This window comes from Catellatospora sp. NPDC049111, from assembly GCF_040648615.1.
In the GTDB taxonomy this organism is placed as follows: Bacteria; Actinomycetota; Actinomycetes; order Mycobacteriales; family Micromonosporaceae; genus Catellatospora; species Catellatospora aurea.
The window spans coordinates 45,398-61,339 of record NZ_JBEZEB010000019.1 but is presented as its reverse complement, the minus strand read 5'-3'; the positions used below and the strand labels follow the sequence as shown (position 1 = coordinate 61,339).

Below are 15,942 nucleotides of genomic sequence, written 5' to 3'. Positions count from 1 at the left end.
TGAGCCGGGTGCGGCCGCGCGCGTTTCAGCAGGTGGCGGTCAGGCCCGCCCAGTTGGCGCGGTCGTTGTAGCCGCCGTCCCCGCCGTCGCCGACGACCAGGTCGAGCACCCGTACGCCGGTCAGGTCGATGGTGATCTGCCGGGTGTCGTCACGGGTCAGCAGCCCGCTGTCGTACAGCGTGCGGCCGTCGCCGATCACCTGGAACGTCGACGTCGCGCCCTCGGGTCCGACGTTGCGCACCGCGTCGTCCAAGCCGATGGTCGCGCTCAGCCCGCCGCACTTCGCGCCGACGTAGTAGCGGATCGTCGACGGCGAGGCGACGCCGATGCCGGTCGGGTACACCGTGCCGAGCATGCTGATCGGCGACCAGCCGCCGACGCTCAGGTCGACGGTCGGGCTCATCCAGCCGCTGGTGGCGCTGATCCAGGTGTGGTGCGACAGGACCACCGATCCGGTCGGCGGGGCCGGGGCCACCACGACCGCCGAGGTGGTCGTCTGCCGCAGCCGCCCGTGCCCGAGCACGTCGTACGACGTGGTGGCGGTCAGCGTGCCGGCACCGGGAGCGGCGCCGGCCGGCACCGTCACCGTGAAGGCGAGGACTGCGCTGCCACCGGGCGCGATCAGCACCGGTGCCTGGCCCGCGGCGCGTACCGTCCAGCCGGCCGGACCGGCCAGCTGGGCCTTGGGCTGCAGCACCGGCAGCAGCCCGTCGTTGCGGACGGCCACCTCGACCCGTGCCTGGTCGCCGCCCGCGAGCACCGGCGCGGCGCCGGCCGGCAGGGTCGCGCCGTTGACCTGCGTCACCTGCGGGATCCCGGCGGTCACGTGCGGCACGCCCGGCACACCGCGGGCCGCGGTGACCCGCAGCAGGGCGGCACCGTGCGCGGGCACCGCCGCGCTCAGCGTGCCCGCGCTCTCGGTGACCTGCCCGGTCCACGCGTTCTTGACGGTGAACCGCGAGCCGGTCAGGCCGGTGGCGGCGGCCTGCGCGGTCAGCGTGCGCGGGCTGTCGCCCCGGTTCAGCAGGACCACGGCCCGTCCGCCGTCGGCCAGCCGCTTGACCCATGTCTCGGTCGTGCCCGCCGGTCCGACCCGGACGGCCTGCACGGCGGCGCGGTCCTGGTTGATCGCCAGCACGTCGCGGTTGGTCAGGATGTCCACCGAGGTCTGGCTCAGCTTGCGGATGTCGCTGCCGACGACCAGCGGCGCGGCGGCCGCCGCCCACAGCGTCATCTGCGTGCGGAACTCCTCGTCGGACATGCCGAGCTGCGGCGCGAGGTAGTCGGGGTCGTTGTAGTGGCCGGGGCCGGTCGCCTCGGGGTGCCGGGCGTTCGCGTCGTAGTTGCGCAGCACGTCCTTGAACTTGATGTCACCGACGAAACCCACGTCGGTGTACGTCCGCCAGGACTGGGCGATGCCCGGCGCGTAGCTCCACGAGTACGTCGACTGCTGCTCCTCGGGGTAGTTGCCCCAGTCCGGGGAGGTCACCGGGTTGCAAAGGTTGAAGATGATCGGCCGACCGCTCGCGTTGTCCCGCAGCGCCTGGGCGAACTCGGTGTAGACCGTCTTCGGGTCCAGGTTCGCGGCGATGCCGCAGAGGAAGTCCACCTTGACCGCGTCGAACTTCCAGGCCGCGAACTGGTCGGCGTCGCGCTGGTAGTAACCGCCGCCGCTGCCGAGGCCGCACTTGCCCGGGATGTACGGGCCCGCGTCGGTGTAGATGCCGGCCTTGAGGCCCTTGCCGTGGATGTAGTCCACCAGGGGCTGCAGCCCGGCGGGGAAGCGGGTCCGGTCGGCCTGCAGGTCGCCCGCTGCGGTCCGCGGCTGCGGGTCCTGCCAGCCGCCGTCGAGCCACACGATGTCGTAGCCGGCCTTGGCGAGCCCGCGCTCGACCATGGCGTCGGCGACCTCCCGCACCGACTGCTCGGAGAAGTCGCCGCCGAGGCCGAAGTAGGTGTTCCAGCCCTGGTAGGGGGTCGGGCTCAGCACCTGTTGGCGGGTCGGCGCCGGGGCTGCGGTCGCGGGTGCCGGGGTGGTCAGCAGGCCGGTGGCGAGGCAGAGCAAGCCGGTGAGCACGCGTCGTTTCACATCGGATTCCTTGCTGCGAAAGGGGTTTCCCCGATCTTGTGCTCTGTTACAGCCGTGTGTCAAGAATAATTCATAATTTATGTACTGAACCGAGGTGGCGCACAGCCGTGAAGAACCGATGAAGGACCGCGGCCGGCGCGCCGACCGGCGGATAAGGTCGGTGACTCGCGGACCAGGGAGGCCGGAGTGAGCGCGCGGGTGCTGATCGCCGAGGACGACCCCAAGCAGGCCCACCTGCTGCGGGTCTACCTCGAACGCGAAGGCCACAGCGTCCAGGTCGTCGGCGACGGCCTCGCCGCGCTGGAGCGCTGCCGGGCGTACCGGCCGGACCTGGTCGTGCTCGACGTGATGATGCCGACCCTCGGCGGCCTCGACGTGTGCCGGATCCTGCGGGCCGAGTCCGACGTCGCGATCCTGCTGCTCACCGCCCGCAGCACCGAGGACGACATCCTCGTCGGCCTCGACCTCGGCGCGGACGACTACGTCACCAAGCCGTACAGCCCTCGGCAGCTCGCCGCCCGGGTGCGGGCACTGATGCGCCGCGCCCGGCCGGGCACCGCCAAGGAGGAGGTGCTCCGGATCGGCGACCTGGAGATCGACGAGGGCCGGTTCGAGGTACGGGTCGCCGGCCGCCTCGTCGCACTCACCGCCAAGGAGTTCGGCATCCTCGCCACCCTCGCCGCGTCACCCGGCCGCGTGTTCTCCCGCGCCCAGATCATCGACCGGGCCTTCGGCTTCGACAACCACGTCGAGGAGCGCACCGTCGACGCGCACGTGATGAACCTGCGCCGCAAGATCGAGGACGACCCGGCCGAGTCCCGCTACGTGCAGACCGTCTACGGCCGCGGCTACCGCCTGGCGGAACAGCCATGAGCGAGCTTGCGAGCGAATCAGCGGGCATCAGCCATGCCGCTGACGAGCGCAGCGAGGAGAAGGCATGAGCTTCCGGTTGCGGGTGATCGCGCTGGTCATGTTCATCGCCGTCACGGCCACCGCGGCGACCGCCTGGCTCACCCTGCAGCAGGCGTCGCGCGAGTTCGACCGCACCGTCAGCGCGAGCGCGGAGCAGCAGGCGCTGATCACCGGTCGGCTCGCCGACTTCGCCCGCACCCGTGGCGACTGGGACGGCGTCGCCGACCGGGTACGCGAGCTGTCCCTGCAGACCGGCCAGCGTGTCCAGGTGACCACGGTCTCCGGTGCGGTCGTGGCCGATTCGGACGTGCTCGCCGGCAGCCCGGCCCGCGGCGTCACCGGCCCGCCGCTGCTCGTCGATCCACGCCCGATGTGGCAGCCGCTACCGAAGTACGGCGCGCCCGCCGGTGCGAAGGCCGTGCTGCTGGCCACGTTCGAGTACCGGGTCGGACTGCGCCTCGCGGCCTGCCTGACCGAGGCCGGGATTGGCGTGCGGCTGGCCGACGCCGGGGTGGGCATCCCCATGCCGCAGCCCGTCGAGTACACCGCGCGGTCGAAGGCGTGCGAGGTCGAGGCGCGGGAGCAGGCCTTCCCGGACATCGACCGGGTGTTCGAGGCGGAGCTGCTGGCCTGCCAGCATCAGGCCGAGCAGACGGTGCCGTGCCTGCAGGACGCGTTCTCGCGGGCCGTCGGCGCGTATGCGCCCGCGCCGATGCGGGTCTACCTCGGCGCGGCCGAGCAGCCGTCGCCGCGGTTGCCCGTGAGATCCGTCGTGCTGACCGCGGCCGTCGTCGCACTCACCGCTGTCGGCGCGTCCTGGCTGCTCAGCCGCCGGGTGCTGCGACCCATCGGCGCGCTGACCGCAGCATCGGCGCGGGTCGGCGAGGGCAAGCTCACCGAACGTGTCCCGGTGCGCGGCCACGACGAGCTCGCCGGGCTGGCCCGCTCGTTCAACCGCATGGCCGACTCCCTGCAGCACAGCGAGGAGCTGCAGCGCCGCATGATCTCCGACGTGGCGCACGAGCTGCGCACACCGCTGGCGAACCTGCGCGGCTACCTGGAGGCGCTCAAGGACGGCGTGCTGCCGCCGTCGCCCGAGCTGTTCGACTCCCTGCACGACGAAGCCGTACTGCAGCAGCGCATCGTCGACGACCTGCAGGACCTGGCGCTGGCCGAGGCGGGCGTGCTGACGTACCAGAAGACCCGCCTCGACCTGGGCGAACTCGTCGCGACCTGCCGGACGGCGCACGCCGCGCTCGCCGCCGCCGCGGGCGTGGTGCTGACGGCGGAGGGCGACGGCCCGCGCTGGGTGCACGCGGACCCGGACCGGCTGCGCCAGGTGATCGGCAACCTCATCCGCAACGCCCTGGCCGCCACCGCGTCCGGCGGCACGATCACGCTCGGCGTCTCCTCGGACGGTGACCGGCACCTGGTCCGCGTCACCGACACCGGCAGCGGCATAGCCGAGCAGGACCTGCCGCACCTGTTCGACCGGCTCTGGCGCGCCGACCGCGCCCGCGGCCGGGGCGAGCGCTACACCACCGGTTCGGGCCTCGGCCTGTCCATCGCCCGGCAGATCATCGCCGACCACGGCGGCACCGTCGACGTCGTCAGCGTGCTGGGCGTGGGCACCACCTTCACCATCGGCCTGCCCGCCGGCTGAGACGTCAGAGCCCCATGGGGATCGGCTGCCCCGGCAGGCCGTCCACCAGCAGCGCCGCCAGCGCCGCAGGCAGCGCCCGGGGCGCGAACAGGTCGCTTCCCCGGTACAGCGCCAGCTCCTGCTGGGTCCACCAGCGGAACTCGCTGATGTTCTCCGTGGCGGCCAACTCGTCGTCGGTCATCGCGCCGCGCGGGTCGAACGACGTCGTGCGTACCAGGAAGATGTCGTTGACGACGCCGTCGAAGCCGGTGATGTGGCCCTCCCGGACGACCTCCTGATGCCACACGTGCGGCGGATCGGCGGCCAGCGCCAGCCCGATCTCCTCGGTGAGCTCGCGCCGCAGCGCGGCCAGCGGTGTCTCGCCGGGCTCGATCCCGCCGCCGGGAGTGCCCCACACCACGATCGGCTCGGGCTTGTCGAAAGCCCATCGGCACAGCAGCACCCGGTCCCGTTCGTCCAGCACGATGGCGCGTACACCGGCGCGCAGCCGGGGGAAGGTCGACGGCAGCATACCGACGAACCTATCCGCATCGACCGTACGCGCGCCCCCGCATTTCGCCCCGCCCGCCGGTACAGTCGACGCCTCGACCTGCGAAGGGCGGCCACCATGCGGGTGCAGATGACGAGCGCTGCGGCCCGCACCGGCCGGGTGAACGAGGACTTCACCGGTGCCACGGCGTCGGCGGCGGTGCTGCTCGACGGGGCCGGCATCCCCGGCGCGGAAGCGGTCTGCCGGCACGGCGTCGCCTGGTACGCCCACCGCCTGGGCGGTTGCCTGCTCGGCCTGCTCCCGCTGCGCGACGATCGCAGCCTCGCCGCGGTGCTCGCCGAGGCCATCACCCAGGTGACCGGTGAGCACCGGGACACCTGCGACGTGGCCGACCCGATCAGCCCGTCCGCGACCGTGGCGATGCTGCGGATCTCCAGCGGCCTGGTCGAATACCTGGTGCTCGGGGACACCGTAGTCGTGCTGGACATGTCGCACGGTGCGCCGCTCGTCGTCACCGACCCCCGTGAGCTGGTCATCAGCCGGTCGTACCAGCCTGCATACGAGGCGGCCGCCGAGGGCAGCGACGAGCGGCGGCGGGTCCTGCGCGAACTGCGCGCCCACCGCAACGCGCCGGGCGGATTCTGGCTGGCCAAGGACGACCCACGGGCCGCCGACGAGGCGCTCACCGGGAGCCGCCCGGTCCCGGAGCTGTCCGGTGCCGTCCTGCTCAGCAACGGGGCCGGCCGTTTCGTGGACCGGTTCGGGCTCGCCGACTGGCCCGGACTTCTGGCGCTCCTGGCGTCGAGCGGGCCCGCCGAGGTCGTCCGCCGGGTCCGGCAGGCGGAGGCGCGCGACGCGGTGGCGGCCGACGACGCGACGATCGCCTACTGCACCGGAATCGACGAGTCCTGACCCCGCCGAACCGCGGCGGCGCAGAAGGTGATCACCGCACTGCGGACGCACCGGTTCTTCAAAGGTTCTTGATCGTCTGCTGCCTACCGTCCGTCCGTGGCGAACGCGACGCGGACCGCACCCGCGAGAAAAACCCCCGGCACAGGCACCGCGCATTCCGGTCTCCCGAACTCGTCCGGCACCCACCCGGGCGTCCCGGAACCGGGCATCGGCCAGGACCGCTCGGTGCGATCGCGTCCGGTCCTGCGGAGGAGAACGGCGCTGCGGCGACACGGCCGGCTCGCGTTGCTGTGCCTGGCGGCGGGAGCCGTGCTGGTCGGACTGGGGCTGCTGCGCGGAGTCGACGAACCGGCCGCGCAGCCGAGGCCCGTGGCGGGCGACAAAATCTCCCCGGCGCCGTCGTCCGTCCCGGCGTCGCCGGGCCCGTCGGCGTCACCGGCACCGGTCTACCAACTGCCTGGGGACTTTCCGGCGTCCGGGCCCGGCACCTGGAAGTACGCGAGCGGTCAGGGTGCGGTGCTCGGCAGCGCGGGCGGGCTGCGGCGGTACCGGGTCGCGGTCGAGTCCAACGTCGCCGGGGCCGAGCTGGCCGAGTTCACCCGGACCGTCGACCGGACGCTCGGCGACCCCCGCGGCTGGATCGGCGGACGGGAGCGCCGCCTGCAGCGGGTGCCCGCAGGCTCGGCGTACGACTTCACGATCTACCTGGCCACCGGCGAGACCACCCGCAGGCTCTGTGCCACCGGCGGGATGGACACCCGGCTCGACGGGGTGTCGTACACATCCTGTCGCCTGCCCGGACGCGTCGTGATCAACCTCAACCGCTGGCGGCTGTCCGTGCCCGACTATGTGAACGGGCGGGTCGAGCTGTCGGTGTACCGCAGCTACGTGATCAACCACGAGGTCGGCCACGAGTTCGGCCGCGACCACGAGCGCTGCCCCGGCAAGGGCCGACCAGCGCCGACGATGCAGCAGCAGACGTACGGCCTGCGCGGCTGCCGCGCCAACCCCTGGCCCTACCTCGACGGCAAGCGCTACGCCGGCCCGCCCCTGTGACCCGTTGCCACCATGCGGCGATCATGGCACGCTTCCGGCGATGGAACCGCTGAACGAGATCACTCAGGTGTCCGGGCGATCACCGGACGCTGCCGCGGACGGCCACGCGGCCAAGGCCGACCGGTTGCTGATGGTGATCGAGCGGTTCGCCGAGCTGGTCGACCCGCCCGCCGAAGACGTGATCGCGCGGATCCTGACCGACGCGGGATGGGGTCCCGGTGACCCGTTCGGCCGTGGCTTCGCGTCAGACGGCATGACCGCGGCGATCTTGCGCGTCACCGGTGGCGCGCGGGTGAGCTTCGAACTGGCCGACTTCGGGTGCTCGGAGGATCTCGACTACGACGACTTCGAGGACGACGACGCCTACTCGGCTGCCGTGGACCAGCAGTACCTCGACGCGCAGGCGGGGGTGGCGACCGTGTCCGCCCGGCTCGGCCTTCCTCCCGCGGACGACCTCGCCGTCGACCCGGTGCTCGACGGGTCGCGGGTCCGGCTGCGGGCCGGGCACTGGGCGGTGACCGTCGCGGCCGTACAGGAGGACACCGACCTGCCGATCCTTCTCGAAGTGGACCTGAGCTACGGCGCGGACCTGCCCGGCCGCCTCGCACAGCTCGTACCGCCTCCGTCGGACATCATCCCGGTCGACTGGGACGCGGTGTCGTCGCGCCTGCACGTGACCCTGCCCGCCGACTACCGCTGGCTGGCCGAACGGTACGGCCGCGGCACGTTCGGCGGCCGCGTCACGGTGCTGCCGCCGTCCGAGCTGTCCCCACCGCTGCTCGGACCCCTGCAAGGCCCGATGCGGTACATGACAGCACGAACGCTGCCGGTCGCGACGACCTCGGACGGCGCGCTCGTGTCCTGGGTGCTGGACCCGGAGGAACAGGCCGACTGGTGGCGCCTGCGTTTGTCCAAGCCGGGACATCCGGACGAGGAGATCGAGGCGGGGCTGCTGCAGTTCCTGGTGGTGACGCTGTCCGGGGCGTACCGGGCCCGGTGTCAGGACTCGTGCCGCGTATGCCGTCCGGCACCTTCGGCGGGCGGGAGCGGCTCTGGCTCGGTGTAGCCGTACGCCCGCTCGGCGAGCATCTGGCCGAAGACGCCGTTGAAGCTGCCGCAGTCGCGGCACTGGAAGTTCTCGTCGAGCCGAGGGCCGCCGCAGTGGTCGCACCGGCCCTGGTCACGCGGGTCGTGGTAGTCCTGCAGTGCCAGCCGCAGCGCCTGCGCGACCGGCTCGCTCAGCATGATCCGCGACTCGCGACCGTCGACGCGCACGGTCAGCTCGGTGCGTGCCGGGGCGTGCGGGTCGAGCGCGTGAATCCGCGCCACGAACCCGCCGATCTCACCCAGAATATCCGCCGCCTGCTCACTCGCCATGCCCCGACCGTACGACATCCACGACCATGACTCGCCTCTAGCCGCGTCCACGGGCGGATCTGGAAGAGTTGTGGTCGCTCTGACGACCACAACTCTTCCAGATCCGGGCCAGTACAGTCATGCAGGCGTTGAGCCTGGTCTCGCTGGAGTGGATACATGAAGTTCGACCCGATGCGGGTCCCGGAGAACGTCCGGCACCTGGTGCCACTGGCCGAGAGGTGGAGCGTGCCGGAGGACGGCGAACGCGCCGACCTGCTGAAGGCCGGGTCCGACGCACAGCTGCGCGAGCTGGTCGACGCGGTGACCACGTCGGTCGACGATCTTGACCGTTGGCTCTGCGGCGACGAAGCCCTGTCCCCCGAGCCGTCCGACGAGTACGTCGCGTTCAGTTGCCTGTCGATGGCGGCCGATCTCGCCGACGTCTTGTTGGCGAAGCGGTCACGGCCGGTGCGCCCGACACCGCCCATGCCCCCCACAGCCGAGATGAGAGAACGGCTCATCCCGGGGCCGGACGGCACCAGAAGGACGGCCGCCGAGTGGGCCGAAATCGCGCGGAAGAAACCGGCGAGGCGGCCGGCGTCCCTGTGGACAGAGCGAGCCGTCACGCTGATCCGCGACTCTCGTGACGTGTCGGGGGTGCTCCGGTGGAGAGTCGAGCACGTGCACCCCCGCCCGAAGTGTCACCTGAGGCTCCGCGCTTGCGGCGTCGATGTGGCGGCCCATGGATCAGACCTGTTCGTGGGCCTTAAGGAGATCCGGCGGCAGTTGGAGGAGACCGGACATCAGATCGCTGTGCAGGGCGCTCGGCTGAACACGCAACCCTCGGGCATGCTGCTGTCCATGACGCTGGGCCAGCAGGCTTATCTCCTCACCGTGGGAGCGTCGGTGAAGATGGAAGACATCGTGGACATCTTCGATCCAGCTGACGTGGAGACCTTGGCCTCGGTGGATGAGCAGGAAAGGTTCTACCGCGGCTGGCTCATCGACCTTAGCCGTTGAGCGAGCCGGTGTGGACGCAGATCCGGTGGGGCCGAGCACGGTCCATGCCGCGTGTCGGCGGATCTTCATCCCTGCTGGGGGAGGGGGCCGGTGGATTCGCGGACGACCAGGCGGCAGGGTTGGCGGATGACGCCGGAGGACGGGGTGCCGTCGAGGGCGGCGAACAGGTGCATGACCGCGGTCGCACCGAGCTGTTCCAGGTTGAGGTCGACCGTGGTCAGCGGCGGGCGGCAGTCGGCGGCCATCTCCTCCCAGTTGTCGTACCCGATGATGGCGACGTCGTCGGGGACCCGGCAGCCGTGCTCCTGTAGTGCCTGCGCGGCTCCGGCGGCGATCTGGTCGTTGCCGCAGAAGATCGCGTCGATCTCCGGGTGGGCGGTGATCAGCATGCGGGCGGCGTGCCGGCCCCAGCGCTGTGACCATTCGCCGTACAGCGGCTCGCCGCCGACCAGCTCCCATCCGGACTCGGCGAGCACGGCCTGCAGGCCGGTGACGCGGTCGCGGGCGGCGCGGTAGCTCTGCGGCCCGGTGATGTGGGCGATGTTGCGCCGGCGCAGGCTGACCAGGTGTTCCATGGCGATGCGCCCGCCGCCCTCGTCGTCGGCGAGCACGCTCAGGTCGGCGGGGTCGGTGGACTGGCCGTACACGTAGACGACCGGCACCGGGATGTCGCGGCTGAGCGAGGGGCGCAGGTCGTTGCTGTCGCCGAGGATGATGAACCCGTCGACCTGCCGGGCGAGCAGGGTGCGGATGTAGTGCTGGCGGCGGATGGCGTCGCCGCGGGCGTCGCACAGCAGCACCGACATCTGCTCGTTGCCGAGAGCGTTTTCGGCGCCGAGCAGGATCGGGATGGAGAAGCGCCCGCCGAGTTCGTCGGTGAGCAGGCCGATGGTGCGGGTGCGCCCGGAGATGAGCCCCCGGGCCAGCACGTTGGGCTGGAAGCTGAGCTGGTTGGCGGCCTGCAGCACGCGCAGCCGGGTGTCGGGCGCGACCTCGCCGCGCGCGTTGAGCGCCTTGGAGGCGGTGGCCACGGAAACCCCCGCCAGCCGGGCCACGTCGGTGAGGGTCACCGACGTCGATCGCCGCCTGCCCATGGAAAGCCTTTCGCTCGTTTTTCGACAACGTGTCGGAGCATACGCACCAAGGCATTGCCGTGGCTAGCGCTGTCCACGTTATCGAGATGTGATACGACGGCCATCTTGCCGAAAAGGTTTTCGGCGTCCATCGTTGCTCCAACGTCGAAGTGACCGCGGTCACGAGAGTCTGTTGGAGGCGGAGATGACGGTGGCGGCGCGAACCGCCGACCTCACCGGAGGTCGGCCCGTGGTGCCGTCGCGAGGAGTCCTGCGACCGCTGGGCCTGAGCGAGGTTCGGATCACGGGGGGCTTCTGGGCGCAGCGGCAGGCGACCAACAGTCGGGCGACGCTCGACCACGGTCGCGAATGGATGGACAAGCTCGGCTGGACCGGCAACTTCACCGCTGAAGTGGGCCGGGGCAGCGCCGAGCGGCGCGGTCGCGAGTTCTCCGACTCCGAGGTGTACAAGCTGATCGAGGCGATGTCGTGGGAGACCGGCCGGCAGGCCGACCCGGCCCGCGACGCCGAGATCGCCGAGCTGACCACGATGATCGCCGGTGCGCAGGCCGCCGACGGCTACCTGCACACCGCGTTCGGCCGGGCCGGGCAGCGCGCCCGGTACGGCGACCTGGCCTGGGGGCACGAGCTGTACTGCGCCGGGCACCTGCTGCAGGCGTCGGTGGCGCGGGCCCGCACCAGCGGCGACGACGCGTTGCTGAACGTGGCCCGGCGCGTGGCCGACCACGTGTGCGAGGAGTTCGGCCCGGCCGGGCGCGACGCGGTCTGCGGGCACCCGGAGATCGAGCCGGGGCTGGTCGAACTGTTTCGGGCGACGGGGGAGCAGCGCTACCTGGACCAGGCGGCGCTGTTCGTGGCCCGGCGCGGCCGGCGTACGCTGCCGCGGCACGAGTTCGGCTGGAGCTACTTCAGCGACGACATCCCGGTGCGGGAGGCCAAGGTGCTGCGCGGGCACGCCGTGCGGGCCCTCTACCTGGCCGCGGGCGTGGTCGACCTGGCCGTGGAGACCGGCGACGACGAGCTGCTGGAGACGGTCGCGGCGCAGTTCGACCGGACCCTGGCCCGGCGCACCTATCTGACCGGCGGCATGGGCTCGCGGCACCTGGACGAGGCGTTCAGCGACGACTTCGTGCTGCCGGCCGACCGGGCCTACTCGGAGACCTGCGCGGGCATCGCGGCGATCATGGTGGCCTGGCGGCTGATGCTGGCCACCGGCCGCGAACGCTACGCCGACGTCATCGAGCGCATCCTGTACAACGTCGTGGCCACCGCGATCGGTGACGACGGGCGGTCCTTCTTCTACGCGCACACGCTGCACCAGCGGTCGCTGACCGCGGTGCTGCCCGGCGACGTGGAGCAGCTCGGTTTCGGCGGCGGCCCGCGCGCGCCGTGGTTCGAGGTGTCGTGCTGCCTGGCCAACACGGCCCGGATGCTGGCCAGCCTGTCCACGTACGTGGCTTCGGTCGACGACGACGGGCTGCGCGTGCACCAGTACGCCGACGCCGACATCGACACGACGCTGGCCGACGGGCGGCGGGTCGGACTGCGGATGCGGACCGGCTACCCCGACGACGGCACGGTCGGCATCGAGGTGACCGCGGTCGAGCCCGGCCCGTGGACGCTGGCGCTGCGGCTGCCCGCGTGGGCGGCGGGTGCCGCGGTCACGGTCAACGGGGAACCGCAGCCGGTCGACGGCGACCGCTTCGTGCTGCGGCGCGACTTCGCCGTCGGCGACCGGATCGTGCTGGCGCTGCCGATGCGGCCCCGGTTCACCCGCCCCGACCCGCGCATCGACGCGGTCAGAGGCTGCGTGGCGGTGGAGCAGGGGCCGGTCGTGCTGTGCGCCGAATCCGTCGGCGGCGAGCTGGACCTGGACAGCCTGCGGGTCGACGCGGGCACCGATCCGGCCGCCGACGGCGGGGTCACGGTCCGCGGGGTGGCCGAGGAACTGCCCGAGCGGCCGTGGCCGTACGCCGACGCGGGTCCCGTCGGGCAGCGCACCACCCTGGACGTGCCACTGGTCCCATACCACCGCTGGGCGCGCAGCGGACCCTCCACCATGCGGGTCTGGCTGCCCACCACCTGATTCACCGCGAACGCACCACCGCACCTCCGCTCCACTGCTCGTCTACATACCGATGGAAGGAGAGATTGTGAGATCTAGAGGACTTCGGGCGCTCGCCGTCACGGCGGCGGCCCTGCTGGTGACCGCTGTCGCCGCGTGCGGCGGCGACGACCCGGAGGCTCCCGGCGCGTCGGGCACCGCCGGTGTCGACGACGGTGCGCAGCTCACGCTGTGGACCCGTGCGGCCACCGAGTCGATGTCCAAGGCGTACGCCGACGCGTACAACGCCACGCACAAGAACAAGGTGACCGTCACCTCGTACCCGAACGAGGAGTACCCGGCGAAGCTGGCCAGCGCGGCCGGCGCGAAGGCGCTGCCCGACCTGTTCGGCGCGGATGTGGTGTTCGCGGCGCAGTACGCCTCGCAGGGCCTGTGGACCGACCTGACCGAGCGCCTTTCGGCCAGCGGCCTGAAGGACAAGGTGTCGCCCGGACACCTCAACGCCGGCACCTGGGAGGGCAAGAACTACGCCGTCCCGCACACCGTCGACATGTCGGTGATGCTCTACAACAAGGACCTCTACACCAAGGCCGGCCTGGACCCGGAGAAGGGCCCGACGTCGCTGAAGGAGTTCGCCGAGCACGCCCGCAAGATCGACAAGCTGGGCGGCGACGTGAACGGCACCTACTTCGGCGGCAACTGCGGCGGCTGCGTCGAGTTCACCTTCTGGCCCTCGGTCTGGGGCGCGGGCGGCGACGTGCTCGACGCCAAGGGTGAGAACGCCAAGGTCGACTCCAAGGAGATGGCCGACGTCTTCGCGCTCTACCGGGCGCTGTACGACGAGGGCGTGGCAGCTCCGGCGTCCAAGGACGAGGCCGGTCCGACCTGGCTCGGCGCGCTGCAGAGTGGCAAGATCGGCATCGCCCCCGGGCCGTCGGTGTGGCTGGGCCTCATCGAGGAGAAGGGCGTGAAGATGGGCGTCGCGCCGATCAGCGGGCCCGACGGCGGCGACTCCACCTTCATCGGCGGTGACGCGATCGGCGTCGGCGCCACCAGCACCAAGGCTGCCCAGGCGTGGGACTTCCTGCTCTGGACCATGTCCGACGAGGCGCAGGTCGAGGTCATCGCCAAGAACAAGGGCGTGCCGATCCGCACCGACCTGGCGTCGAACAAGTACTCCTCGGCCGACCCGCGCATCGTGCTCATCAACAGCCTGGTCGCCAAGGGCAAGACGCCGTACGCGAAGAACTTCAACGCCTCCTTCAACGACCCGCAGAGCCCCTGGCTGCAGACGGTCCGCGGAGCCCTGTTCGGTGACGCCGCCAAGTCCCTGGCCGACGGCAACACCGCGATCACCAAGTCACTCCAGCAAGGCTGACCCGACCCGGCCCGGCCGCCACCCCTCACGCGGCGGCCGGGCCACCCAAGACCGACCCGGAGACGCGATGACTGCGACATGCTCGCCCGCTCGCGCGGCCTTGATCGCCGCCTTCCTCCGCTGCGCTGCGGAAAGCACCGAGCGGCCGCGACCGCTGGCTTCGAAATGGTGACCCTGCTGCGGCGCAACGCCGCTCGCAGCCGCGCCGTCCTCGGAGCGCTCTACGCGACGCCCACCGCGGTCATGGTCGGCCTGTTCTTCCTGGTGCCGCTGCTGCTGGTCGGCTGGATGTCGCTGCACAAGTGGCCGCTGCTGGGCGCGCCGACGATGAACGCCCCCGACAACTACACCCGCATCGCCGACAACGAGCTGGTCGCCTCGGCGGTCTGGTTCACCGTCAAGTACACGGTGCTGATGACGGTGGGGCTGTTCGTGGTCGCGTTCGGGCTGGCACTGCTGGTGCAGCAGCGCCGGCGCGGGGTCGGCTTTTTCCGTACGGCGTTCCTGCTGCCCATGGCGGTCGGCTTCGCCAGCGCCTCGCTGCTGTTCCTGGGGCTGCTGTCCGACGAGATCGGCCCGATCAGCGACCTGCTGCGCAAGCTCGGCGTGATCGACGGCTACGTCTCCTGGACCAGCGGCAGCTCGGAGTCCGCGCTGGGTTCGGCGATGGTGCTGGTCCTGTGGCGCTTCGCCGGGTTCAACATGCTGATCCTGCTGACCGGCCTGCAGGCGATCCCGCTGGAGGTGTACGAGGCGGCCCGCATCGACGGCGCGAGCCGCTGGCAGACCTTCCGCCGGGTCACCATTCCGCTGATGCGCCCGACGATCGCGCTGGTGCTCACCATGATGATCACCGGTTCGCTGCTGGCCTTCGACCAGTTCTGGATCCTCACCCGCGGCGGCCCGGACAACAGCACCACGTCCCTGGTGATGGTGATCTACCGGGAGGCGTTCATCCGCCTCGACCTCGGCTCCGCCGCCGCCATCTCGGTCGCGCTGCTGGCCGTGCTCGTCGTCTTCAACGTCATCCAGCTCGGCGTGCTGCGCCGGCGCTCCTAGGAGAGGCATCCATGACCAGGTCTTCCTTCACGAGCCGGTGGAGCTATTACGTCACCGGCACGGCGCTGGCGATCCTGTTCCTGTCGCCCCTGCTGTGGAGCGGCTGGGCGTCGCTGCGCACCGGCACCGGCTTCGGGCTGGAGAACTACGACCGGCTGTTCACCTCCGACAACGGCATCCGAGTGCACCACATCGTCAACAGCATCACCGTGAGCGCGCTGACCGTGGCGGGCACGCTGCTGGTGGCGACTCTCGGCGGGTACGCCTTCGGCCGGTTCCGCTTCCCCGGCCGGGACCTGCTGTTCCTGCTCACCCTGGCGATCCTGATGGTGCCCTACGCGACCATCCTCATCGCGCTGTACGTCCTGCTCGGCTGGATCGGCCTGCAGGACAGCCTGATCGGCCTGAGCCTGGTGCTGATCATGTTCCAGCTGCCGTTCTCGATCTTCATGATGCGCAACTCGTTCGAGGCCGTGCCCCGCGAGCTGGAGGAGTCGGCCCAGGTGGACGGCTGCAACAGCGTCTCCACGCTGATCCGGATCATGCTGCCCGCGGTGAAGCCCGGCCTAATCACCGTCGGCCTGTTCGCGTTCCTGACCTCGTGGAGCGAGTTCTTCGCGCCGCTGATCCTGCTGAACTCGACCGACCGGTTCACGACGACCCTGGCCGTGGTCAACATGCGCACCGCCAGCCACGGCTCCATCGACTACGCCGCACTGGAGGCCGGGGTGGTCTTCATGGCCGTGCCCTGCCTCCTGCTGTTCGCCTTCATGCAGCGCAGCTACGTCCGGGGGTTCACCTCCGGCGCGCTCAAGGGCTGAGCAGCCCGACAGCCCCCGGCCGTGCCC

Annotated in this window: 14 protein-coding genes; 10 read left to right on the top strand and 4 right to left on the bottom strand. The window is 71.2% G+C overall.

Going from position 1 to position 15,942, the window contains the following annotated elements:
- Positions 1-25 precede the first annotated feature (25 nt).
- Complete coding sequence (locus AB0B66_RS24445) at positions 26-2,089, bottom strand: NPCBM/NEW2 domain-containing protein (protein ID WP_360534146.1); 2,064 nt, start codon at positions 2,087-2,089, stop codon at positions 26-28.
- Positions 2,090-2,275: 186 nt separating this feature from the next.
- On the opposite strand from AB0B66_RS24445, the gene AB0B66_RS24440 reads away from it, so the two are divergent.
- On the top strand, positions 2,276-2,962 hold the full coding sequence (locus AB0B66_RS24440; protein ID WP_360534144.1) for a response regulator transcription factor: 687 nt from the start codon (positions 2,276-2,278) through the stop codon (positions 2,960-2,962).
- A gap of 64 nt (positions 2,963-3,026) precedes the next feature.
- A complete protein-coding gene (locus tag AB0B66_RS24435; RefSeq protein WP_360534142.1) occupies positions 3,027-4,664 on the top strand; it encodes a HAMP domain-containing sensor histidine kinase in 1,638 nt (545 codons plus the stop codon).
- Between the two features lie 4 nt (positions 4,665-4,668).
- On the opposite strand, the gene AB0B66_RS24430 is transcribed toward AB0B66_RS24435, so the two are convergent.
- Positions 4,669-5,175 (bottom strand): NUDIX domain-containing protein, encoded by a 507-nt coding sequence (locus AB0B66_RS24430; RefSeq protein WP_360534140.1) that lies wholly within the window; start codon positions 5,173-5,175, stop codon positions 4,669-4,671.
- Positions 5,176-5,283: 108 nt separating this feature from the next.
- Here AB0B66_RS24430 and AB0B66_RS24425 point away from each other — a divergent pair, with 108 nt between their 5' ends.
- The 3 genes from AB0B66_RS24425 (at position 5,284) to AB0B66_RS24415 (ending at position 8,188) form a co-directional block, all read left to right on the top strand.
- On the top strand, positions 5,284-6,066 hold the full coding sequence (locus AB0B66_RS24425; protein ID WP_360534137.1) for a hypothetical protein: 783 nt from the start codon (positions 5,284-5,286) through the stop codon (positions 6,064-6,066).
- Positions 6,067-6,291: 225 nt separating this feature from the next.
- A complete protein-coding gene (locus AB0B66_RS24420) occupies positions 6,292-7,122 on the top strand; it encodes a DUF3152 domain-containing protein (protein ID WP_360534134.1) in 831 nt (276 codons plus the stop codon).
- Positions 7,123-7,162: 40 nt separating this feature from the next.
- Positions 7,163-8,188, top strand: coding sequence for a hypothetical protein (locus tag AB0B66_RS24415; protein ID WP_360534131.1), 1,026 nt, complete (start codon positions 7,163-7,165; stop codon positions 8,186-8,188).
- On the opposite strand, the gene AB0B66_RS24410 is transcribed toward AB0B66_RS24415, so the two are convergent.
- Positions 8,122-8,499 (bottom strand): hypothetical protein, encoded by a 378-nt coding sequence (locus tag AB0B66_RS24410; RefSeq protein ID WP_360534128.1) that lies wholly within the window; start codon positions 8,497-8,499, stop codon positions 8,122-8,124. The genes AB0B66_RS24415 and AB0B66_RS24410 overlap by 67 nt on opposite strands.
- A gap of 156 nt (positions 8,500-8,655) precedes the next feature.
- On the opposite strand from AB0B66_RS24410, the gene AB0B66_RS24405 reads away from it, so the two are divergent.
- Positions 8,656-9,498, top strand: coding sequence for a hypothetical protein (locus AB0B66_RS24405; protein WP_360534125.1), 843 nt, complete (start codon positions 8,656-8,658; stop codon positions 9,496-9,498).
- A 65-nt stretch (positions 9,499-9,563) separates the two neighbouring features.
- Here the strand turns inward: AB0B66_RS24405 and AB0B66_RS24400 are convergent, their stop codons facing one another.
- Positions 9,564-10,592 (bottom strand): LacI family DNA-binding transcriptional regulator, encoded by a 1,029-nt coding sequence (locus AB0B66_RS24400; RefSeq protein WP_360534122.1) that lies wholly within the window; start codon positions 10,590-10,592, stop codon positions 9,564-9,566.
- Between the two features lie 190 nt (positions 10,593-10,782).
- On the opposite strand from AB0B66_RS24400, the gene AB0B66_RS24395 reads away from it, so the two are divergent.
- The 4 genes from AB0B66_RS24395 to AB0B66_RS24380 all read left to right on the top strand — a co-directional run bounded on the left by AB0B66_RS24395 (position 10,783) and on the right by AB0B66_RS24380 (position 15,915).
- Positions 10,783-12,678, top strand: a complete 1,896-nt coding sequence (locus AB0B66_RS24395; RefSeq protein ID WP_360534119.1) for a beta-L-arabinofuranosidase domain-containing protein — start codon at positions 10,783-10,785, stop codon at positions 12,676-12,678.
- 67 nt (positions 12,679-12,745) lie between these two features.
- A complete protein-coding gene (locus tag AB0B66_RS24390) occupies positions 12,746-14,035 on the top strand; it encodes a sugar ABC transporter substrate-binding protein (protein WP_360534116.1) in 1,290 nt (429 codons plus the stop codon).
- Positions 14,036-14,200: 165 nt separating this feature from the next.
- The gene (locus AB0B66_RS24385) at positions 14,201-15,094 is read left to right on the top strand and encodes a sugar ABC transporter permease (RefSeq protein WP_360534113.1); all 894 of its coding nucleotides are present in this window, start codon (positions 14,201-14,203) and stop codon (positions 15,092-15,094) included.
- A gap of 11 nt (positions 15,095-15,105) precedes the next feature.
- Positions 15,106-15,915: a carbohydrate ABC transporter permease gene (locus AB0B66_RS24380; RefSeq protein WP_360534110.1), complete on the top strand. Its 810-nt coding sequence runs from the start codon at positions 15,106-15,108 to the stop codon at positions 15,913-15,915.
- Positions 15,916-15,942 lie beyond the last annotated feature (27 nt).